The organism is Pseudomonas sp. Con_6, assembly GCF_059379395.1.
This window is the reverse complement of the sequence record NZ_CM182011.1, coordinates 3,191,602-3,212,854: the sequence shown is the minus strand read 5'-3', so window position 1 is coordinate 3,212,854 and position 21,253 is coordinate 3,191,602. Positions and strand designations below refer to the sequence as shown.

21 protein-coding genes and 1 pseudogene are annotated in these 21,253 nt (G+C 63.1%); 12 read left to right on the top strand and 10 right to left on the bottom strand.

Translation table 11 applies throughout. The annotated features are described in order from the left end of the window. Positions 1-221 precede the first annotated feature (221 nt). From pgm to AC5QPF_RS14340, 5 genes are all read right to left on the bottom strand, one after another. Entirely contained in the window at positions 222-1,859 is a 1,638-nt protein-coding gene (pgm, locus tag AC5QPF_RS14360) for a phosphoglucomutase (alpha-D-glucose-1,6-bisphosphate-dependent) (RefSeq protein WP_494963854.1), read from the bottom strand. Between the two features lie 95 nt (positions 1,860-1,954). Continuing rightward, positions 1,955-4,213: a helicase C-terminal domain-containing protein gene (locus tag AC5QPF_RS14355; protein WP_494963853.1), complete on the bottom strand. Its 2,259-nt coding sequence runs from the start codon at positions 4,211-4,213 to the stop codon at positions 1,955-1,957. Continuing rightward, positions 4,210-5,856, bottom strand: coding sequence for a VRR-NUC domain-containing protein (locus AC5QPF_RS14350; protein ID WP_494963852.1), 1,647 nt, complete (start codon positions 5,854-5,856; stop codon positions 4,210-4,212). The genes AC5QPF_RS14355 and AC5QPF_RS14350 overlap by 4 nt, the downstream gene beginning before the upstream one ends. Before the next feature lie 71 nt (positions 5,857-5,927). Continuing rightward, positions 5,928-7,325, bottom strand: coding sequence for a hypothetical protein (locus AC5QPF_RS14345; RefSeq protein ID WP_494963851.1), 1,398 nt, complete (start codon positions 7,323-7,325; stop codon positions 5,928-5,930). 509 nt (positions 7,326-7,834) lie between these two features. Beyond that, positions 7,835-8,857, bottom strand: a complete 1,023-nt coding sequence (locus AC5QPF_RS14340) for a zinc-binding dehydrogenase (RefSeq protein ID WP_494963850.1) — start codon at positions 8,855-8,857, stop codon at positions 7,835-7,837. A gap of 218 nt (positions 8,858-9,075) precedes the next feature. Here AC5QPF_RS14340 and AC5QPF_RS14335 point away from each other — a divergent pair, with 218 nt between their 5' ends. The 3 genes from AC5QPF_RS14335 to AC5QPF_RS14325 all read left to right on the top strand — a co-directional run bounded on the left by AC5QPF_RS14335 (position 9,076) and on the right by AC5QPF_RS14325 (position 11,066). Beyond that, entirely contained in the window at positions 9,076-9,990 is a 915-nt protein-coding gene (locus AC5QPF_RS14335) for a LysR substrate-binding domain-containing protein (protein ID WP_494963849.1), read from the top strand. 87 nt (positions 9,991-10,077) lie between these two features. Beyond that, positions 10,078-10,455 (top strand): DUF4440 domain-containing protein, encoded by a 378-nt coding sequence (locus AC5QPF_RS14330; protein WP_494963848.1) that lies wholly within the window; start codon positions 10,078-10,080, stop codon positions 10,453-10,455. 314 nt (positions 10,456-10,769) lie between these two features. Next, positions 10,770-11,066, top strand: coding sequence for a helix-turn-helix domain-containing protein (locus AC5QPF_RS14325; protein ID WP_494963847.1), 297 nt, complete (start codon positions 10,770-10,772; stop codon positions 11,064-11,066). 233 nt (positions 11,067-11,299) lie between these two features. Here AC5QPF_RS14325 and AC5QPF_RS14320 read toward each other — a convergent pair whose 3' ends face one another. Continuing rightward, positions 11,300-11,500 (bottom strand): hypothetical protein, encoded by a 201-nt coding sequence (locus AC5QPF_RS14320; RefSeq protein ID WP_494963846.1) that lies wholly within the window; start codon positions 11,498-11,500, stop codon positions 11,300-11,302. Here AC5QPF_RS14320 and AC5QPF_RS14315 point away from each other — a divergent pair. The 3 genes from AC5QPF_RS14315 to AC5QPF_RS14305 all read left to right on the top strand — a co-directional run bounded on the left by AC5QPF_RS14315 (position 11,499) and on the right by AC5QPF_RS14305 (position 13,475). Beyond that, positions 11,499-12,140, top strand: a complete 642-nt coding sequence (locus AC5QPF_RS14315; protein ID WP_494963845.1) for a sigma-70 family RNA polymerase sigma factor — start codon at positions 11,499-11,501, stop codon at positions 12,138-12,140. The two genes, AC5QPF_RS14320 and AC5QPF_RS14315, sit on opposite strands and share 2 nt — an antisense overlap. After that, positions 12,137-12,841, top strand: a complete 705-nt coding sequence (locus tag AC5QPF_RS14310; protein ID WP_494963844.1) for an anti-sigma factor domain-containing protein — start codon at positions 12,137-12,139, stop codon at positions 12,839-12,841. The genes AC5QPF_RS14315 and AC5QPF_RS14310 overlap by 4 nt, the downstream gene beginning before the upstream one ends. A gap of 73 nt (positions 12,842-12,914) precedes the next feature. Continuing rightward, positions 12,915-13,475, top strand: a complete 561-nt coding sequence (locus AC5QPF_RS14305) for a fasciclin domain-containing protein (RefSeq protein WP_494963843.1) — start codon at positions 12,915-12,917, stop codon at positions 13,473-13,475. 278 nt (positions 13,476-13,753) lie between these two features. Here the strand turns inward: AC5QPF_RS14305 and AC5QPF_RS14300 are convergent. Beyond that, a pseudogene (locus AC5QPF_RS14300) lies at positions 13,754-13,860 on the bottom strand (LysR family transcriptional regulator); the annotation flags it as partial. A gap of 157 nt (positions 13,861-14,017) precedes the next feature. Between AC5QPF_RS14300 and AC5QPF_RS14295 the strand changes: the two are divergent. From AC5QPF_RS14295 to AC5QPF_RS14280, 4 genes are all read left to right on the top strand, one after another. Beyond that, complete coding sequence (locus AC5QPF_RS14295) at positions 14,018-14,878, top strand: alpha/beta hydrolase fold domain-containing protein (RefSeq protein ID WP_494963842.1); 861 nt, start codon at positions 14,018-14,020, stop codon at positions 14,876-14,878. Positions 14,879-15,086: 208 nt separating this feature from the next. Beyond that, positions 15,087-15,680, top strand: a complete 594-nt coding sequence (locus AC5QPF_RS14290; RefSeq protein ID WP_494963841.1) for a GNAT family N-acetyltransferase — start codon at positions 15,087-15,089, stop codon at positions 15,678-15,680. Further along, positions 15,677-16,036: a cupin domain-containing protein gene (locus AC5QPF_RS14285; protein ID WP_494963840.1), complete on the top strand. Its 360-nt coding sequence runs from the start codon at positions 15,677-15,679 to the stop codon at positions 16,034-16,036. The genes AC5QPF_RS14290 and AC5QPF_RS14285 overlap by 4 nt, the downstream gene beginning before the upstream one ends. A 166-nt stretch (positions 16,037-16,202) precedes the next feature. Next, positions 16,203-16,979: a methyltransferase domain-containing protein gene (locus AC5QPF_RS14280; protein ID WP_494963839.1), complete on the top strand. Its 777-nt coding sequence runs from the start codon at positions 16,203-16,205 to the stop codon at positions 16,977-16,979. A gap of 16 nt (positions 16,980-16,995) precedes the next feature. Here AC5QPF_RS14280 and AC5QPF_RS14275 read toward each other — a convergent pair whose 3' ends face one another. From AC5QPF_RS14275 to AC5QPF_RS14265, 3 genes are all read right to left on the bottom strand, one after another. Further along, positions 16,996-18,057 (bottom strand): type III secretion system effector protein, encoded by a 1,062-nt coding sequence (locus AC5QPF_RS14275; RefSeq protein WP_494963838.1) that lies wholly within the window; start codon positions 18,055-18,057, stop codon positions 16,996-16,998. Positions 18,058-18,267: 210 nt separating this feature from the next. Next, on the bottom strand, positions 18,268-19,641 hold the full coding sequence (locus AC5QPF_RS14270; protein ID WP_494963837.1) for an ATP-binding protein: 1,374 nt from the start codon (positions 19,639-19,641) through the stop codon (positions 18,268-18,270). Further along, positions 19,638-20,303, bottom strand: coding sequence for a response regulator (locus tag AC5QPF_RS14265; protein ID WP_494963836.1), 666 nt, complete (start codon positions 20,301-20,303; stop codon positions 19,638-19,640). Before AC5QPF_RS14265 ends, AC5QPF_RS14270 begins: the two co-directional genes overlap by 4 nt. Before the next feature lie 147 nt (positions 20,304-20,450). Here AC5QPF_RS14265 and AC5QPF_RS14260 point away from each other — a divergent pair, with 147 nt between their 5' ends. Then, a complete protein-coding gene (locus AC5QPF_RS14260; protein ID WP_494963835.1) occupies positions 20,451-20,717 on the top strand; it encodes a PepSY domain-containing protein in 267 nt (88 codons plus the stop codon). After that, the gene (locus AC5QPF_RS14255; protein ID WP_494963834.1) at positions 20,717-21,253 is read left to right on the top strand and encodes a cytochrome b/b6 domain-containing protein; all 537 of its coding nucleotides are present in this window, start codon (positions 20,717-20,719) and stop codon (positions 21,251-21,253) included. The genes AC5QPF_RS14260 and AC5QPF_RS14255 overlap by 1 nt, the downstream gene beginning before the upstream one ends.

Below are 21,253 nucleotides of genomic sequence, written 5' to 3'. Positions count from 1 at the left end.
GGGGTGAGATCCTGGGGTTGCGGGGGAAGCTTGTCTGACACACCGACTCCGGCTGGGGAAACACAGGAGCCGGAAGTTTTACCCCATTCGGGGGCGCTGGGACAGTGGTGATTGTCTGGAAAATCAGGGGATTAGCGGAGAGAGCTGAGAGTCGACGTACTCAAGCGCAGTGCGACCCCTGTGGGAGCAGGTTCACCCGCTCCCACAAGGTATGCGATCCGTCAGGCGATCGCGTTGTCCACCAGTTCCTGCGCCTCGGCCACCAGACGCTGCAGGTGCGCATCGTCGACGAAGCTCTCGGCGTAGATCTTGTAGATGTCCTCGGTGCCCGACGGCCGCGCAGCGAACCAGCCGTTGGCGGTCATCACCTTCAGGCCACCGATGGCCTGGTCATTGCCCGGCGCATGGCTGAGGATCTGCTCGATCGGCTCACCCGCAAGCTCGGTGGACTTCACTTGCTCCGGCGCCAGCTTGCTCAACAGGGCCTTCTGCTGCGGATTGGCCTTGGCCTCGACGCGGGTGGCAAACGGCTCGCCCAGCTCGGCGGTCAGCGCGGCATAGGCTTGGGCCGGGTTGCGACCGGTACGGGCGGTCATCTCGGCAGCCAGCAGCGACGGGATCAGGCCGTCCTTGTCGGTGCTCCAGACGCTGCCGTCCAGGCGCAGGAACGACGCCCCCGCACTCTCCTCGCCACCAAAGCCCAGGGAGCCGTCGAACAGGCCGTCGGCAAAGAACTTGAAGCCCACCGGCACTTCGTACAGACGACGGCCCAGGCGCGCGGTGACACGGTCGATCAGACCGCTGCTGACCACGGTCTTGCCCACCGCAGCATCGGCGCGCCACTGCGGACGGTTCTGGAACAGGTAGTCGATGGCCACCGCCAGGTAGTTGTTCGGCGCCAGCAGCCCGGCCGAGGTGACGATGCCGTGGCGGTCATGATCCGGGTCGCAGGCGAAGGCCACGTCGAAGCGCTCGCGCAGGCCGATCAGGCCCTGCATGGCGTACGGCGAGGACGGGTCCATGCGGATCTGGCCGTCCCAGTCCACGGACATGAAGCGGAAAGTCGGGTCGACCGCGTCGTTGACCACTTCCAGGTTCAGCTTGTAATGCTCGGCGATCGCCGACCAGTAGCGCACCCCGGCGCCGCCCAGCGGATCGACGCCCAGGCGCAGGTTGGCGCCGCGGATGGCGTCGAAGTCGATGACGTTGACCAAGTCGGCGACGTAGGAGCCTACATAGTCATGACGATGGGTGGTGGACGCTTTCAGCGCCCGCTCGTAAGGCAGGCGCTTGACGCCTTTCAGGCCCTCGGCCAGCAGTTCGTTGGCCTTGGCCTCGATCCACTTGGTCACATGGCTGTCGGCCGGGCCACCGTTGGGCGGGTTGTACTTGAAGCCACCGCTTTGCGGCGGGTTGTGCGACGGGGTGATGACGATGCCATCGGCCAGGCCGCTGGTGCGACCGCGGTTGTAGCAGAGGATGGCGTGGGAAATCGCCGGGGTCGGCGTGTATTCGTCGTCCCTCGACAACATCACCTCGACGCCATTGGCCGCCAGCACTTCCAGGGCACTGGCCGCCGCCGGGGTCGACAGGGCGTGAGTGTCGGCGCCGATGAACAGCGGGCCGTCGATGCCCTGGGCCTGGCGGTACAGGCAGATGGCCTGGCTGATGGCAAGGACGTGGTGCTCGTTGAAACTCAGGTCCAGGGAGCTGCCGCGATGCCCGGAAGTGCCGAAGGCAACCCGCTGGGTCGCGACCGAGGCATCGGGCTGGCCGGTGTAGTAGGCGGTCAGCAGGCGGGGAATATCGACCAGCACGGAGGCCGGGGCCAGTTTGCCCGCCAGAGGACTGAGCTTCATGCAAAACCTCAAGAATGGAATTTCAGGGTGATGAAAACACGACAGTTTACTGGCACTTCGACTGTCTGGCGACGGCGAAGATTCCCACATGAAATTTAATTCTTCTGCGGTGCCCACCAGGACGGAAACATGCGTCGCACGCGGGCTTCGGCGAAGCGGTCGTCGATCAGCAGCACCGTGCCGCGATCCTCGGTCCCCCGGATCACCCGCCCGGCCGCCTGGATTACCTTGCGCACCCCGGGATAGAGGTAGGTGTAGTCGAAACCAGCGCTGAACAGGCTGGCCATGCGTTGCTTGAGCTGCTCGTTCACCGGATTGACCTGAGGCAAGCCGAGGGTGGCGATGAAGGCGCCGATCAGGCGCGTGCCCGGCAGGTCCACGCCCTCGGCGAAGGCGCCACCGAGCACGGCGAAACCGATGCCGCGACCGTCCTCGACGAAACGCTCGAGAAAGGCCTGACGCTGCTCCTCGTCCATTCCCGAGGATTGGGCCCAGTGGGTGATGGCCGGGTGGCGCTCGGCCAGCAATGTCGCCACCTGCTGCAAGTAATCGAAGCTGCTGAAGAATGCCAGGTAGTTGCCCGGCTCCTCGTAGTATTGCCGGGCGATCAGCTCGACGATGGGTGCCAACGAAGCCTGGCGATGCTGGTAGCGGGTCGACACCTCGCTGACGATGCGCACCTTCAGTTGCTCGGCGACAAAGGGCGAGTCCACCTCCAGCCAGGCAGTATCGGCGGGCATGCCCAGCACGTCGGCGTAGAAATGCCGGGGGCTGAGGGTGGCGGAAAACAGCACGACACTGCGCGCCGCGGTGATGCGCGGACCGATCAAGGGCGCCGGCACCACGTTGCGCAGGCACAGGCTGGCCAGGCGCTTGCGCCCTGCCCCGCGCAGGCTGATATCGAACAGGAAATGCTCATCGAACACCTCCGCCAGCCGGGTGAATTGCAAAGCCTGGAAGAAGAACTGTAACAGCGCCGGGTCCACGGCCTGCGGGGTGCGGTTCATCAGGTCCTGGACCAGCCCGACGCAACGCTGCAAGACCTTGAGCAACGCCGTCGGCAGCTCGTTACTGGCCTGGTACGACGTAATCTGGTCTTTATAGAGACGATTCCACTCGCGATTGAGGCTTTGCAGGGCGCTGGCCATGCCTGCCGGCGGTGCACGGCGCAAGGCCTGCAACTGGCCCTGGTCGATGCTGGCGCTGTACATCTGCCGCGCCCGCTCCACCAGGTTGTGCGCCTCGTCCACCGCCACGGCCAGGCGCCACTGCTCGGTCTGGGCCAGGCCGAAGAGCAAGGCGCTCTGGTCGAAGTAGTAGTTGTAGTCGGCCACGAGCACATCGACCCAGCGCGCCAGCTCCTGGGCCAGGTAATACGGGCAGACCTCATGGGCCAGCGCCACCTCGCGCACCTGCGCCTTGTCCAGCAGCGACCGTTTCATCGCCGCTTCCCGGGCTGCAGGCAAACGGTCGTAGAAGCCTTTCGCCAACGGACAGGCTTCGCCATGGCAGGCGGTGCCGGGGTACTCGCAGGCCTTGTCCCGGGCCACCAGTTCCAGGGTACGCAGGGCCAGTTCCGGGCTGGCGTCCATGACCTGGCGCACGGCATCCAGGCCGAGCGCACGACCGGGCGTCTTGGCGGTAAGAAACAGGACCTTGTCCAGCGCCTGGCGCGGCATGGCCTTGAGCAACGGGAACAGGGTGCCGAGGGTCTTGCCGATGCCGGTGGTGGCCTGGGCCATCAGGCAGCGTCCGGTGCTGACAGCCTTGTACACGGTTTCCGCCAGCTCGCGCTGGCCCTTGCGCAAGGACGGCCAGGGAAAGCCCAGGGCATTCAGGCCGGCATCGCGCTGCGTCAGGCGCCTCGACTGGGCTTCGGCCCACTGGATGAAGCGCCGGCATTGGTCGTCGAAGAAGGCTTCCAGCTCGGCAGCGCCGGCGTTGCATTCGAAACGGGTTTCCTGGTCGCTGTCGACATCCAGATAGACCAGCGCCAGCTTGATCGACGCCAGCCCGCGTGACTGGCACATAAGCCAGCCATAGACCCTGGCCTGAGCCCAGTGCAGTTGCCGGTGGTTGTCCGGCTGGCTGGCGAGGTCGCCGCGGTGGGTCTTGATCTCTTCCAGGCAGTTGCTGGCCGGTTGGTAACCGTCGGCACGTCCGCGCACTTCCAGCTCGCCGAAGCGCCCTTCCAGTGCCACTTCCGCCTCATAGCCCTCGCCGCGCCGGCCAACCACCCGACGATGGCCGGCGATGCCTTCCTGGGCCGTGGGCGACGGGGTGAAACGCAGGTCCAGGTCACCGACCTTGGCGGTGAACTCGCACAGGCTGCGCACCGCCACCTTGTAGGTCATGCCTCGGCCCACTGTACATGGCAGACATCCACCGGCAGGCCATGGGCGGTGCAGAACTCGATCCAGCGCAACTGGTTGTCCTGCAGGCGGTCACCCGGGCCTTTGACCTCGATCATCCGGTAGCGCTTTTCCCGGGGCCAGAACTGGATCAGGTCGGGCATGCCGGCGCGGTTGGCCTGGATATCCTCCAGCAGGCGCAGGAAGCACTGCTTCAGGTGCGCCGGCGGCAGACAGTCGAGGGCCAGCGCCAACAGCTCGGGGGTGAGCAGTTCCCAGTAAACGAAGGGCGATTGCAGGCCGTGCTTGGCCGTATAGGTATCGCGCATGGTCTGGCGGTAACGGCCATCGTCCAGTTGCCCCAGGCAATCGGCGAACAGCTCGGCGCGGCGACTGTGGAAGCCGGCGTCCAGCAGATCCTGCGGGCCGCTCTGGAACGGGTGGAAGAAGGCGCCCGGCAGCGGCGCGAAGATGGCCCGCCAACACAGCAGGCCAAACAGGCTGTTGAACAGGGTGTTCTCGACGTAGTGCACGGGCGCGTCCGGCAGCTCGAAATGCACCAGCACCGCCCGCTCGACGCCAAGCCCGGCCCAGTCGGCCGGCAGCGTCAGGTCCAGGCGGCTGACGGCCTGGGCCTTGCGCCGTGGCTGTGGCGGGCCGCCCAGCTTGCGCCGCAGCCGCGGGAGGATGCGGGTCAGGGCCTGGGCTTCGGCGGCATTGCCGGGACGCTCGGCGGCGAGGGTCGCCAGTTTCAGTGCTACCTGGTAGTCACCACTGTGCTCCAGCACGCGGATATGTCGCTCGCGGGCCTGTGGGTGGGCGCAGGCGGCATAGATGGTCAATGCTCGGGACCAGTCACCGGCGCGCTCGCACAGGTAGGCCAGCTGGTACTGCAATTTCGCCCGGCGCCGCTCCAGCCAGGGGTTGGCGGTACCCAGGCCTTCCAGACGCCCCAGCAGCCGCTCGACATCCACTTCGCCTTCCATCTGCTCGGCGCAAGCGTGCAGGGCCAGGCACAACTCGACATCGGCGCGCTCGCGCAGGGCCCGGGAGTCACTGCCGAAGTCCACCTGCTCGTAACGCAGCAGGCCAAGGTCGGCGAGCACGAACTCGGACCAGTCCTGGTACAGATTGCCGAAGAACAGCAGGCGCAGGCGGTCGCATACCGCCTGCTGGCGCAGCGCGTAGATCGCCTCGTCGCACTCGGGCCACCAGTCGCGCAGCGGGCGCGGCTCGGGGAAGAGCGCTTGCAACTGCTCGAACAGCTCGTGCTTGGCGGCCTTCGGGCGGCTCAGGTGGGCAGCGAAGCAGCGGCTGATTTCGTCCTTCAGCAGGAGCTGGAACAACTCATCCAGCCCCAGCAGCGCTTCGCTATCGACCCAACCCAGTTCCAGCAGCGGCACCATCGCCACTGCGGTCGGGCCAATCTCGTCATAGGCCAGCCGCCGCCCGCGGAACAGCACGCCCTTGCGCATCACCATACGCACCAGCAGGGCCTGGCTCGGTTGCGGCAACCCCTCGAAACCCTCGATGAATGCCCGCTCCTCGTCGTCCAGCAGGTCGCTGTAGCGCAGGCGCAGCCAATCCAGCACCTGACGGAAGTTGTGCAGGTAATAGAACGGGTCGTTGAGGGAGTCGGCGATCACGGGGCGCATAACCAGGGGAAAACGGACACTGGTTATACATACAGATAAGCCCGATTGGCAACCGTGGGGGATCAGTGGTCGATCGGCTCGGTAGCAGGCGTCATCAATGGCGTGCGGCGGTAGAGGGTTTGCAGGGTGGCCATCGGCAGGCCGCTGGTGCCAGTCAGCCACTGGATCACCGGGTCAGTGGCAGGATGACCCTGAAGCGCCTTGTGCAGGTACGGCAGCGCCACCAGCATGCCCGGGTGGCAACGGCGCAGGAAGGCTTCAAGCCCCCTGCCCTGACTGACGATCGGCGCGAACAGCAGGCACACCAGTTGCGTCTCGCTGATGCCCCAGGCCTGGGAGGCGAAATCCCCGGCCAGGCGTCTCACCTGCTGCAGGTCCTCGCCCTTCTGCCAGGGCCCGAGCAGTTGCTCGCGCAAGGCCGACGGCAGTTGCTGGCGCTTCATCGCCTCCTCACTGCGTTGCAGGCAGCCATCGAGGCCATCCTGATAGCAGCCCTCCTCGATGAATTCCCGGCGCAACCCTTGCAGGTGCGCGCGCAAGAGCGGATTGCCAACCTCATTACGGGGAAAGCCGAACGCCCACTCGTCATGCTCGTAACGCAGCAGTTCGGCCAGCAGGCGGCCGTGACCACAGGCCGGGTCGTGGGTCAGGTCGTCGATGGCGATGACCCTTGGCAGACGCACCCGAGGCTCGAAGGCGGGCGCTTCCGTGGCCGCCTCGACCGGCTGCGGCAGCCGGTACTCCTCGCGGATCGCCGTCACCACCTCGAACAGCGTCCGCGGGAAGGTTTCCAGAGGACGCACCCGCGACACCCCGGCGGCGCGCATCATGCGCAACGCCGTGGCAAGAAAGCGCTTGCGCTGCAGGATCGGTTCACCGCTGATCAACACATCCACCCCGCCATCCCAGGAAGCACCGAGGCGATGCAGGTCGGCCAGGTCGAGGTATTGCCGATGGCCCAGGGACATCTGCGTATCGCCCGCCGTGAGATGCCCGACCATCAGCACGGCATGACGATCAGCCTGTTGCTGCTGGCGCGAGATCGGCTGGCGGGCGTCGAAGGGCCGCACCTGGCCGTCTTCCAGCATCAGCAACTCGACCCGCGGATCGTCGTGCACCACCAGCGCAGCGAAGGCCCGCTCGATATTGCTCAGCACCACTGCCGGCATGTCGCTGTGCCGGGCGGCGGCGATGCGCAGGTTGAAGGTGCCGGGCGAGCGCGCCGCCAGGGTCAGTTGCGCGGCGCGCAGAAAGGCCAGGCTCTGGGTGCTGTCCTGGCTGCCGGTGTGCACCAGCATCACCTTCAACCCGCCGATGCAATCGAGCCCGCCAGCAATCACCAGCAGACGCTGGACCAGCAGTTGCAGAGAAGCGCGCTGTCCCTGGGTCATCCGTTCGAGCACCCGCTGCAATACTTGCTGGTAGACGTACTGCATGGCTTGGTCGTGAATCGCACCCATATTCAATTCCCTGATATTTGTCGCAATCAATAAAAACTTGCGGACCACCCGCAAAAGTGAATTTGCGTAGTTATCGAAACATTCAGCGCCTGTATTTTCAGCGCCTCGTTTGTATTTGCAGGAAACTTCTTACTTTCCTACAGAGCCAACTGACAAGTTGTAGGAGCCCACGGCGGGGCATTCCCGGGGACCGCGCAAACCCGCACAGTCAGGGCCCCGGTTCGATCGGGTAATTCCACGAACATATCTCGCTCCTTGAGACGACGGCAGACAGAACACTTTCTCTATCGGCGAACAGGTTCATGCCACGAAGACCGAGGCACTTTTCCTTGGCCCCGGGTAATTCTCCAGACGGCGAAGTACCTTGTTTCCGACAGCAACAACATAGCCCAAGCAATGTCCTTAGTCCCTATAAGACTAATAGGAAATTTCTGAAATTTCAGAAGGCAAAATTCACAAAAAAACCCGAGAGAGCTCTCGGGTTTGGTGGGATACGCCGGAAAAGTGCGTCAGGCGTCGGGCAGCTCCAGCACCACACGACCGCCGCAAGGACACTCGTCCATATGCCGGTGGGCGTCTACCGCCAGCTCGAACGGATAGACCTGGATGATCTGCGGCAGCAGTTGGCGGTCTGCCGTGAACTGGTTGATATCGCGCAGGGCGCGATGCAGCGCGACCTGGTCCTGGGTAATGCCCAGCTCCGGCTTGCCGGTGAAGTTACTGATGCAGTGAACGAAGAACTGGATGTTCTTCTGGAAGGCCGCGCAGGCCGGGAATGGCGTCTGGTTGCCGCCCTGCAGGCCGTACAGCACCAGGCTGCCACGGGGCGCGAGAACATCGCCAAGCAACGACATCTGCGGCCCGCCCAGGCCGTCGAGGACCATGTCGACGCCACGGTTGTCGGTGATCTTGTTGATCTGCATGAGCAGATCCTGCTCCTCGGTGACGATGACCTTGTCGGCGCCCAGCTTGAGCAGCGGCTCGCGCTCCTCGGCGTTACGGGTGGCAGCGATCACCTTCAGGCCCAGGGCCTTGCCCAGTTGCACGAAGGACGGCCCGGCGCAGTGGCTGGCATCGGTGATCAGCGCAGTCTGCCCAGCCTTGGCCCGAGCCAGGTCGACATAAGCGAAGTACGCCATGAGGAACGGCGTGTAGTGCACGCTGGCCTCGATCGGTGTGAGGATATCCGGGTAACGGGTCAGCGCCGTGCGCGGCAGGACGATGATTTCGCCGTACACCGGATGCTCGTTGGGGCTGGTGGCCGGGAAGCTGGCGACCTTGTCACCAACGGCCAGGTCCTCGACGCCCTCGCCCACGGCCGTCACCACGCCTGCCATCTCGTGGCCGATACCGGCCGGCAGACGCGCCTGGGACGGTGCCAGATTCTGCCGCCAGAGCACGTCATACCAACTGACGCCGATCGCCTGGACGCGAATCTGCACTTCCCCGGCAGCCGGCGCGGGCGTTGGCAACTCCTCTATCTTGAGCACCTCGGCCTGACCGAACTTGTGGATACGGATCATGCGGGACATCGCAAACCTCGCCTAGTGAACCTCTAATGCCCTGAACTCTATCGGGGCTTTCACGGTTAGACCATCAGTGGTCATTAATAGTCGACATGCCTGTCATCGATTGGGCTCATGCCCGGGGCCTTGTCGTACACTGGCCTACCGCCACATAACCGATGCAGGGTAACGCCTTTGTCCGTAAGATTCATCCCTTGCCCCACACCGCCAGCGAAGCGAAGCCGATGAACCGTAACGACCTGCGCCGCGTCGATCTCAATCTGCTGATCGTTTTCGAGACCCTCATGCATGAACGCAGCGTGACCCGTGCTGCGGAGAAGCTGTTTCTTGGGCAGCCGGCGATCAGTGCTGCCTTGTCGCGGCTGCGGACGTTGTTTGATGATCCGCTGTTCGTGCGGACCGGGCGCAGCATGGAGCCATCGGCGCGGGCGGTGGAGATCTTTGGACTGCTGTCTCCGGCGTTGGATTCCATTTCTACGGCGGTCAGTCGTGCTGCGGATTTTGATCCAGCGACGAGTACGGCAGTGTTTCGCATAGGCCTCTCCGACGACGCCGAATTCGCCCTGCTGCCGCTTTTGCTCAAGCGGGTGCGTGCGGAGGCGCCGGGGGTGGTGCTGGTGGTGCGACGGGTCAACTATCTGTTGATGCCTACCCTGCTGGCTTCCGGCGAGATTTCCGTGGGGGTCAGCTATACCGATGACCTGCCGGCCAATGCCAAGCGCAAGGTACTGCGGCGCAGCATGCCGAAGCTGCTGCGGGCGGATAGCGTGCCGGGGGCGTTGAGCCTGGATGACTTCTGCAAGCGGCCGCATGCGTTGGTGTCGTTTGCAGGAGATCTGAGCGGGTTTATCGATGAGGAACTGGCCAAGGTCGGGCGGCAGCGGCATGTGGTGCTGGCGGTGCCGCAGTTCAACGGGTTGGGGAGCTTGTTGACCGGGACCGATATTGTGGCGACGGTGCCTGATTACACTGCCGATATCCTCACTGCTGCGGGTGGGTTGCGGGCGGAGGAACTGCCGCTGGAGACGCGGACGTTCGAGCTGCATATGGCTTGGCGGGGGGCGCAGGATAATGATCCGGGGGAGAAGTGGTTGAGGTCGCGGATTCAGATGTTCTTTGGGGATCCGGATAGTTTGTGATGGGTTTCCGGAAGATCGAGTACCGCCCGCGTGGCAGCTCCCCCGCACCGTCAGGCCACCGTTGACCGTCTTCTTGAAGGAAACGATATGAACGGCTACATGCAGGAAGTCATTGACCTCCATATTCTGATCGAAGCGACCTTCGCCAAGGGGGAGCGCCGGACTGAGGCCATGCTCCAGCGCTTCCATCCTGACTTCTCGATGATCACTCCCGCCGGGGTTCAAGTGAGCCTGGAGCAATTAGCAGCCCTGTTCAACCAGCGCGCCGGCAGCCAGCCAGGATTGACTATCGAGGTCAGTGACATGGAAACCCTGGCGGAGTGGCCGGAAGGAGCGGTGATTCGGTATCAGGAAACGCACCAAATCCCTGAGCAGAGTGAGAAGAAAAGAATCTCGACGGCATTGTTCAGCCTGGAAGGAGAACGTGTCTTGTGGCGCCACTTGCATGAAACCTGGACGGCTTGAGCTATCTGACGCCGCACAAGACCTGTTCAAGCCTGCTCCGCCACCATCATTGAATGCGCGACATCCTCGATCAGCGCATTGGCCATCCCGCGATCTCGTCCTTATTCATGTAGTGCTCTCTCTGGATTGGCGGACGTCCCTGCTCCGCACCTCTTGTATTTGAAGGATCAGGCATCCAGATCAGGCGACTCGGCTGAAATCGGGTACCGCCAGCATTTGCTCGGACATGCCAATCAATATCCGGAATGAGGAATATATGCCGTCGTACCGGACATTGCAGCATGGCTACATCCTCGCTTTTGGGGAGGAAGCTGATGTCATTGAGCAAGGAACTGGCAGCCGTGTTGCGCTCGGTCAGGGCGGTCAAAGGCTTGTCCCAGCAGGATCTGGGGGATGCCAGTGACCGCAAGCATCTCTGGTTGATGGAGAGTGCGAAGTCTTCGCCGACGTTGAACAAGTTTGATGAGCTGGCGAAGGCGTTGCAGGTAAGCCCGGTTACTTTGCTTGCGTTGTGTGTGGCGTTGCGGGATGGCATTGCTCCTGTGCTGATGTGTCGCCCCTGGTTCAGGAAGAGGTGGAATCGTTCGAGGCATCAGGCGGAGGCGAACTGATGTCTGGCCATGTCTCTGGCGAGATTTTGAATTCGCGGACGAGTGAGAGGCTTCGTAAGCTGGCGGCGGTTCAGGAATGCAAGCGGCAAGGGCTGACACAGAAAGCTATGGGTGAAAAGCCTGGAATTCCGCGATCGACAGTTAGTGACATGTGGAGGTTGCAGCCTGCGCGTGATGTTTGAGCCCAACTGACACCAATAGGTTCTGGCTCACATCACCCTAACGATATCGGGTCAAGACGAAGCTGCCGGAATCACCATCCCATCAGCAATCCGCAAACGCCCGTCGTTCGCCAGAGCAGCAATCCTTTCATCAAGCACCCCAGCAATCTTCGCGGTCGCCCGCCCAAAGCCCAAAAGCGCCAGCAACAGGTGTAAACCTATATCAAGACTAGACAGCACGAGGCTTGCAGGAAAAGAGGATAATTTCGCCATGACCGGCCGCGCAGCGCTGGCAAAGCGGGCTAAAGTGATTGAGCGCGCCGCAGGAGACAGCCCCTTGCCTATCAGACCGAATACGACGGACCCCACTGCCGAAGAAACCGAAGCCCAGGCACAGGATGTCCTTCTGCTGGCTTGCGGTGGCGGCAACCGGTTGGCCTTCGAGGCGTTGTACCGGGCCACTTCGGGCCGATTGTTCGGAATTTGTCTGTACTACCTGGGCAATCGCGCCGAGGCTGAAGAAGTGCTGCAGGAGACCTACACCAGCATCTGGCTCAAGGCGTCCAGTTTCGACCCAGGGCTAGCCAGCGCTTACACCTGGCTTGCGACAATCGCCCGGCACAAGGCCATCGACCGGCGACGCGCCCGGCATGTTCACGAACCACTCGACGGTGTCGCGCAATGGGTTGCCCAGGATGAGGTCATCGACAGCGTTGAGCGCGAACGTCAGGGCAACGCGATCGACCGCTGCCTGGCGACTCTGGAGGAGGACCAGCAGCGCTACATCCGTGTGGCATTTTTCGAGGGCTGCTCGTATGCCGAACTGGCTGAACGCCACAGCATCCCGCTGGGCACCATGAAAAGCTGGATCCGTCGCGGCTTGTTGCGCTTGCGTGGGTGCCTAGGCCTATGAGCGGACACGGCCTGCCGCCAGATGAACGCGATCAGTTGATTGCCGAATACGTGCTGGGCGTACTCAGTACCGAGGAGCGTGCCCAGATCGAGAGCCTGGCGACCCGGGACGCCAATGTCCGGAGGGCGATCGCCGCATGGCAGTCTCACTTTGCTTGCTGGTTCGACCGGTTGCCCGAGGCCAGTCCTTCGGCGCATGTCTGGCAGGCGATCGAGACGCAGCTATTCCCGGCAAGTGGCCCGCCGCTGCGCGAACGAGACGTCTGGTGGCGTAGCCTCGGGTTCTGGCGCTGGACTTCGGCGGCACTGGCGGCCTGCCTGCTGGCCAGTGTTATCACGCTCGTCCGGCCACCACCCGCCGCGCCGCCAGCGATGCTGGCCCGCCTGCTGCAGAACGACGGTATCACGCTGTTCGCCGCGACCGTTCAACCCGGCGGTTCCACTGTGCTGTTCGTTCCGACGCGGAACACCGCCTGGCAAGACCGCAGTGCCCAGGTCTGGCTAATCGGTAGCGACGGCACACCGCGCTCGCTCGGCTTGCTGCCGGCCAACGCTGCTGCCGCCTTGGCCGTACCGTCGGGACTGGTGGGTGCGTTCACCGACGGTGCAGTCCTGGCGGTCTCGCTAGAACCACTGAACGGTTCGCCGACCGGGCTTCCGACCGGACCGATCATCGCCCAGGGAAAAATATCGTCATTGTGATGCATCCGTGCCGGCGGCCGCTCCGTATATTCCTCACCTTCATCCGAAGGCCAAAGAATCGAGGAGACGCATCATGCTTAGCCTTCTTCAACGCATTACGGCGACCTGTCTGGCCGCCCTCTGCCTGGCCGCATCCCCTGCTTTCGCCGCCAGCCCGCCAATGGTCGGGGGCGCGCCGATGTACCCGAACAAGACGATTGTCGAAAACGCGATGAACTCCAAAGACCACACCACGCTGGTGGCTGCGGTCAAAGCGGCGGGGCTGGTGGACACCCTCAACAGCAAAGGTCCGTTCACCGTCTTTGCACCGACCAACGAAGCCTTCGCCAAGCTGCCAGCGGGTACAGTCGATACTCTCGTGCAACCAGAACACAAGGCGGACTTGACGAAGATACTGACCTACCACGTGGTGCCCGGCACCCTGACCGCCAAGCAATTGATGGCCGACACCAAGGCACATGGCGGCAAGGTCGTGCTCAAAACCGTTCAGGGTGAGCCACTGACCGTCGTGCTCCACGACAGCAAGCTCTGGGTGATGGACGCCAAGGGCGGCAAGGCCGCGGTCACCATCGCCGATGTGATGCAGGCCAATGGCGTGATTCATGTGGTTGATACGGTACTGATGCCCAAATAACGATATCGGCCATGGCGGGTATTTTGGGTAATGTGCGCGATGGGCACAGACTGTGTGAAAAGGCAGTAAATACATCGAAAACTCATGGTCGGGCTGACTGTTTGTGGTATCAGCAGGCCAGAGCGCGCATAGCCTTATGCTATATGGGCCGCGTCAGCGGCCCATATAGCTGATGCGCATCACGAACTGTCGGCAGACCCGGTTGAGATAGCCATAGCTGTTGATTTTCAGCAGGACTGCAGGGTGGTAGGCCGGACGAGCGTTGCCGCAGGATCGACTAACCGCACCCACGCTGGCATCGCCGGGCCCCAACAAAAACCGCGTGAATCGGTTCTCGATCACCGGGATTCCAGGCTTGCAACAGCGATATAAGGTCGCCCCGCCGCTGGGGGGGCGGTGATCAATACGGGGTTGGGTTTTCCGGCGACTTCCCTGGCGGGGGCGGCGCATACAAAAAGCGGCTTGTGCACAGCAGTCAGTCTAGAGCTGAATTCTTGTTCAAGCCCACAGTCTTAAAACCACACCACTGTAGATAGCGAACCATGATCAGAATAGTCTTGCGCCTATGTGTTGTCGGCGGGCTGTTGGGCCTGTTGCTGGGCTGTTCGCCTCTGAAGGTTTTAAACCTCCTCACCCCGGGAGACACTGTCAACAAGGCATCTGACCTGAAGTACGGTAACGATCCGCGGAACCGGCTGGATGTCTACACGCCTGTCAATCTCGCAGCCGACGTGCCAGTGGTGGTGTTCTTTTATGGAGGCAGTTGGAACAGCGGTTCGCGCAGTGACTACAGCTTTGTCGGCGAGGCGCTGGCAGCACGAGGTATCGTAGCGGTGATCGCCGATTACCGGCTTTATCCGCAGGTGCACTATCAGGGTTTTCTGGAAGACAGTGCGCAAGCGATGGGCTGGACACGCAAACACATCCGCCAATACGGCGGCGATCCAGCGCGACTCTATGTGATGGGCCATAGCGCAGGCGCCTACAACGCGGCGATGATTGCGCTGGACCCGAAATGGCTGGCCGCGATGGACATGGAGCCTTCGATGCTCAGCGGCTGGATCGGTCTGGCCGGGCCCTACGATTTTCTACCCGTCACAAATCCGGGGGTGAAACCGATTTTCTTCTTTCCGGATTCGCCACCCGACTCCCAACCGATCAACCACGTCAGTGCCGCGTCACCCCCGGCGCTGCTGATAGCCGCGAAGGACGACACGCTGGTCAATCCCGAGCGCAACACCGGGGGCATGGCCCGGCGTTTGCGGGAGCAGGGTGTGCCCGTGCGCGAGCTCTATTTCTCCAGGCCGGGGCACGGGACATTGATTGCAGCATTCTCCCGCCCTATGCGATGGCTGGCGCCGGTCCTGGATGAGGTCGTGGCGTTCATTCATGGGCAAGATTGAGTTTCGTTGATGGCTGGTGCAGCAGTTTCACGATCGATTCCCCAGGCCTGAGACCTTTACAACCACATGCATTCGAGCATGGCGGCAACGTCGCACGTCGTCCTGACGGTGTCGCCCAGAGCAAGATGGCAACCGTTCAAACCGCCTACCCTGCACCCTGTCCAAGGCGTAATCCCTAAAAACCAGCCGATCCCCGGAAGCACCGCACATGCCTATCGACTTCAGACCCGCTCAAGCCTCGGACGCGCACGATATTGCGCGTTTTTTTCAACTGACATCGGAGGGCATGGCCGATTACATATGGAGCAAGCTCGCCGCACCTGGAGAATCACTGCTGAGTGTCGGCGCCTCCCGCTATGCCAGGGAACAGGGCGACTTCTCCTACAAGAACTGCCTGATGGCCACATCCGAAGGCCGCGTCATCGGCATGATGCATAGCTATACCTTGCGCGAAACCCCAGACAGGCCTATCGAGACCGACCCAGTCCTCGCGCCTTACTCCGACATGGAAATCCCCGACACCTTGTACATCTCCAGCCTGGCCCTGGATGAGGCCTGGCGCAGCCAGGGGCTAGGTGTCCAGTTTCTTCGCCACGCCCAGCAGCGCGCCGACGACCTTGGCCTGGATGGGCTATGCCTGATCGATTACGCCGAAAACCACGGTGCACGTCGCTTCTACGAACGTCACGGTTTCCAGATCGTTAAAACCTGCCAGATCGTTCCGCACCCGATGCTGGCCGTCACCGGTGACGCCTATTTGATGTATCGCCCTACCAATAACGTACTCGAGAAAAGACCATGACCCAGAAACTGACCGTGTTCCGCGAACTGGATATCCAACCGGTACGCGACCTTCCCTTTTTTGAAGCCGTCGTGGAGGGCGACCCTCACACGCTGACCTCCAAGTACTACCACGACGAACAGCAAGGCCGCATTTCCGGCGAATGGGAAGCCAGCACCGGTGCATGGCGCATCGACTACAAAGTCTGGGAGTTCTGCCATGTCCTGAGTGGACGCTGCGTCATCGAGCTCGAGGGCAGTGCCCCGGTCACACTGGCCGCTGGCGACACGTTCATTATCGAACCGGGCGCCAAGGGCAAATGGACGGTGCTGGAAGACATGAAAAAGAACTTCGTGATCCTCTTGCCCGCGAACTAGGCACGGAGTTGCGCTCCATCGAGCGCAGCGCGGGAGCCCTGACTTTCCTGGTCAGGGCCTCGAGGTGCGTTGGCAGGCACGGGAACCAAACGGAACATCTTCATCATCACTCCCACGCATGGTTTCTATACTCCGCTGACCGCCAGCCATACCAGGATCCACCGCCATGCCTCCCGTTCATGACGCCGCGCAGACCGGATACTCCAGTCAGGCCCAGACCTACACCCAGGGCCGCCCCACCTATCCCGAGGCCCTGTCTTCCTGGCTGCGTCAGAAGTTGCTGATCGACCAGCGAACCCGGGTGCTGGACCTCGGCGCCGGCACCGGCAAGTTCACCGCCCTGCTGAAACCGCTGACTGACCGGCTGATCGCCGTCGAACCCATTGACGCGATGCGCCGGGAATTTGCCAAAAGCCTGCCCGGCATCGAGGTGCTCGCCGGAACAGCCCAAGCCATCCCCTCACCCACAGCAAGCGTCGACGTGGTGCTCTGCGCCCAGGCGTTCCACTGGTTCGCGGATGCCCAGGCACTGGCGGAGATCCATCGGGTGCTCACCCCTGGCGGCCGCCTGGGGCTGGTGTGGAACGTGCGGGACGAGTCGGTCGATTGGGTTGCGGCGATTACCCGGATCATCACCCCTTACGAGGGCAATGCACCGCGTTTTCACAAGGGCCAATGGCGAGACCCATTCGATGGCTCGGGCTTCTCGGCGCCTGAACTGACGTGCTTCGAGCACAGCCATGTCGGCAGCCCTGAGACGGTGATCATGAACCGCATTCTGTCGGTCAGTTTCATCGCCAGCCTGGCGCCAGCGGACAAGGCCGAGGTGACCCGACAATTGCACGAACTCATCCAGACGCATCCGGCGCTGCGGGGGCAGGAAAGCATCGCGTTTCCCTATCAGACCCAGGCGTATCTCAGCCATCGGCTTGGCGGTGCTTAGAAAAGAGACAGACTTATCACAGATACTTGATCCTTTTCGGCATCGCCTTGCGACTCTGCTTCTCCCCCGGCCCCATCAACGGCACCGCATGGGAATACCAGTGCCGGCGAATACCGTTCTCCGAAATCGGCGCCTCATCCCACGGCCCGAGGCCGACGCAGAGAAACTCGAACAGCACCGTGCTGGGGTGCCCGAAATCACGCCCGAGCTGCTGGCCCAGGCCGCTGTAATAGGCGTGGATCAGCTCATGGGCCAGACCGATGGCGGGCGGCCGGCTGAGATTGAGCGGATTGCTGGCATAGGGGTTCCAGCCGATCACGGATTCGGCACCATTGGCGGACGGTGAAACATCACGCAGCGCTGCGAGGGTCGCGACCAGCGCATGGTTCTGCGCCCGTTGCGACAGCCGTGCAGGCAGTGGATTGCCGGCAATCCAGCCGGCGACTTCATGGAGCGTGATGCCGATGTTGTAGCCCCCTGCGTCGAGCGAGCGGCCCAGAGTCTGGTCATTGAAGTAGCCCTCGTTGGAACTGGTCCAGCGCAGGTAGCGGCGGTCGGCCAACAGCCCCCATTGGTTGGCGTACTGACGGGCCTTTTCCAACCGGGCGAAGAACCCCGTACCGGCGCCCGGCACCGCATCCAGCAGCAGCTCGGGAGAGCTGTTGATCATATGGGTCAGCCAACTCGCCTGGGCATAGTGCGGCACATTGATGCGATTGAGCGCCGTCTGGGTGACGCCGCCGATCATGCTCGCCGGTGTCAGTTCCTCGGCGACCAGATTCATCGCTCCACCGCCTCGCGTCGCCACGGTATTGCCCCCCTGCGACGGCAGGATCGAAACCACGCTGGCCGCCGACAACGGCAGCAGAATGTGCCGACCCGCCGGGGTTGCATGGATGTAGCGTAGCGCATTGCCGACCAGGCCGCGGAACGTCGCGGGAAAGGTCATGAACTGTGCCGCGCCGGTCACCGGGTGGTTGCCGATGTAGTTGTCGTCAGCCGTCACCACCGCAATCCCCGGCGGACCCGGCTGCCAGGACTGATCGGTTTCACGCCAGTATTCGACTGTCTGCACCATGGTTGCGTCCTTGCAGGTGAGAGCTCATGAGGATGGCGAAATAACATCGTTTATCCAGGACACCGATGGTTGTAGACGGCGCTGGCCCAACGGTCAATACAGGGGGAGCCAGAATCGCTTCATTCGGGTGTGTCAGGCAAACGCGGGACTCAGGGTTTACGACGGCTGCGCCGCCGATCGCGGGTAAACCCACAGGGGCCAAGTCGCTCGTTAGAACTGTTCCCTGCGTGACACCGCAGCCGGCAGCCTGACCCTCACCCCAAACCCACCCCCAACCCGGTTGAAGTACTCCAGCCCGCCGCCCAACTGCTCCACCACCAGCGCCACGATTGACAGTCCCAACCCCGCCCCGCCGGGGTTGTTGGCACTGTAGAACCGATCACTCAACCGCTCGAGCCGATCCGCCTCCACCCCCGGCCCCTGATCCAGCACCTGCAATTGCACATCGCCCTCGCGCTGGCGCAATTCAACCGTGATCTCGCTTCCCGCCCGACTGAACTGCAAGGCATTAACCACCAGGTTCTGCAACATCACGGTGACACTCGTGGGATCCGCGTACAGATGGCACTCACCCTGCTCGTCCAGCACCAGATCCACCCGCCGACGCAACGCCAGCGGCGCGAGTTGCGCCAGTTCTTCCCGCGCCAGGGCATCCAGGCGCACACGTTGACGGTTCTGGGTCAAAGGCTCCAGCCGCGTCATGGTCAGCAACTGGCTGGCCAGCCGAGTAGCTCGGGCCACGCCCTGTTCAAGGAAGCCCAGCGCTTCATCCCGCTCCTGCTCATCCCGGGCATTGCGCGCATTGCCGGCATGAATCGCCAGCACCGCCAGCGGCGTGCGCAGTTCATGGGCGGCATCGGCGATAAAGCGCCGCTCGCGCTCCAGCAGGCGGGTCATCTGCTGCAGTTGATGGTTGAGCGCCTGGGCCATCGGCGCCAGTTCCGGTGGCAGCTTGTCCAGCGACAGCGCTTCAAGGCTGTCCACCGGCCGCGCCCGCAGATGCCGGGCCAGGCGCTGCAACGGCTGCAAGCCCCAGCCCAGCAGGAGCCAGATCGCCGCCGCCAGCAGCGCAATGCCGATCAGCGCCGGGGTCAGAGCCTGGTCAGCGAGGCGCTGGATCAGGTCCTGCCGCAGGTCATCGCGTTCCCCCACCCAGATCAACAATCCGCGCTGGCGGTCTTCGAGCAGCACCCCGCACCAGTCCTGCCCCTGATACAACAGGTCATGGATACCCAGGCTCGGCGGCGCCTCCAGTACCGGCGCATCGGCCGAGCGCATCAGCAGACGCCCGTCACTGCTCCAGACCTGAAATGCGAGGTTGATCTCGTAGGGATGGCTGAGGATATCCGTGCCGGACAGGTCCATGGCCTGTTCCAGTGCCATGCGCACGTCCTGCCAGTCCTTGCCCTCGGGCATTTGCCGAAACAGGCCCTGCAAGACCCGGGCGGCCTGCACCAGTTGGGCGTCGTAGACGTTCTCGATATCCCGGTGGTTATCCCGCGACACACTCAGCACCAGCGCAAGACTGCCCAGCAGCACCAGCAACAGCGTGGGCAGCAGGATTCGCGTGCGGATCGCAGTCATGGCGTGTCCTCGACCAGATAGCCGACCCCGCGCACCGTGCGGATCAGCCCGCTGTCGAGCTTGCGCCGCAGGTTGTGCACCAGCACTTCGAGAGTATTGCCGGGGCCGCTTTCCTGCCAGCCGTAGAGCATCTCCGCCAGGCGCTCACGGGTCAGCACCGTGCCGGGACGGGCCAGCAACTGGTGCAGCAACTGGAACTCCATCGGCGTCAGGGTCACCGGCTGGTCGCGGTAACGCACCTCGAAGCGCGCCGGATCGAGGCTGACCCCGGCATGTTCGATCAGCGGCTGGGCGCGCCCCTGGCTGCGCCGCAACAAGGCGCGGATACGGGCCTTGAGCTCGTCCACATCGAACGGTTTGACCAGATAGTCGTCGGCACCGGCATCCAACCCTTGGATACGGTCGCGGGTGGCATCGCGGGCGGTCAATACCAGCACCGGCACCTGCGCCTCGGGATCGGCCCGCAGGCTGCGCAGCAATTGCAGGCCATCGCGGCGCGGCAGGCCAAGATCGAGCAGCACCAGGTCGAAGGTTTCCGCGCGCAGGGCGCGTTCGGCCTCAAGGCCATCGGCCAGCCAGTCCAGGGTATAGCCCTCGCCGCGCAGGGCGGTACGAATGCCCTGGGCCAGGGCCTGATCATCTTCCACCAGCAGTACGCGCATGGGTCGGGGTCTCCAGTCGAGGGCGCCATCATGGGCCCTGGAGGGAAGCCTTTACCGGGAAAAATGTAACCAGGCATGACTCACTAAGCTGGCATTAAGACTCGCGGCGCATGGTGCGTTTCCCACATCCCGATCGGAGTCGATCCCATGCGTACCCTCCTCGCCATCGCCCTGCTGCTGGGCAGCTCCAGCGCCCTCGCCGCCACTCAGTGCAGCACCGCCGACAAGAGCACCTGGCAGGACCAGGACAAGTTCCAGGCCCAACTCAAGGAACAGGGCTACAAGATCAACAAGTTCAAGGTGACCCAGGGCAACTGCTACGAGATCTACGGCTTCGACAAGGAAGGCCGCAAGGTCGAGATCTACCATGACCCGGTCACCGGCAAGGTGGTCAAGAGCGAGGTCAAGGGCTGATGCAAAGGGTCATGGTGCAGCTCTGGGACCCCTTGCTGCGCTTGTGCCACCTGTCGTTCGCCACGGTGTTCTTCGCCAACTACTTCTTCAACGAGGCAGGCGGCGACTGGCACCAGTGGCTCGGCTACTACGCCATCGGTTGCCTGGTGCTGCGGATGTTCTGGGGCTTCGTCGGGCCGGCCAGCGCACGCTGGGCGGATTTCTGGCCAACACCGGCGCGCCTGGCCCGGCACGCCCGGGCCCTGTGGCAAGGCCAGCCCTGTCACCACCTCGGCCACTCGCCAATCGGCGCATTGGTGATGCTGCTGATGCTGTGCTGTATCGCCGGGCTCGGCCTTACCGGCTGGCTAGCCGAGGAAGTCGATGCCCTGTGGGGCGCCGACTGGCCGATGGACCTGCACGCGTACCTGGCCGATACCTTGCTGGCCCTGGTCTGCGTCCACCTGCTGGCCGCCGTGGTGGAAAGCCTGCGGCTGCGGGAAAACCTGCCCTTGTCGATGCTCACCGGACGCCGCCGGCGCCGTATACCCTCCTGA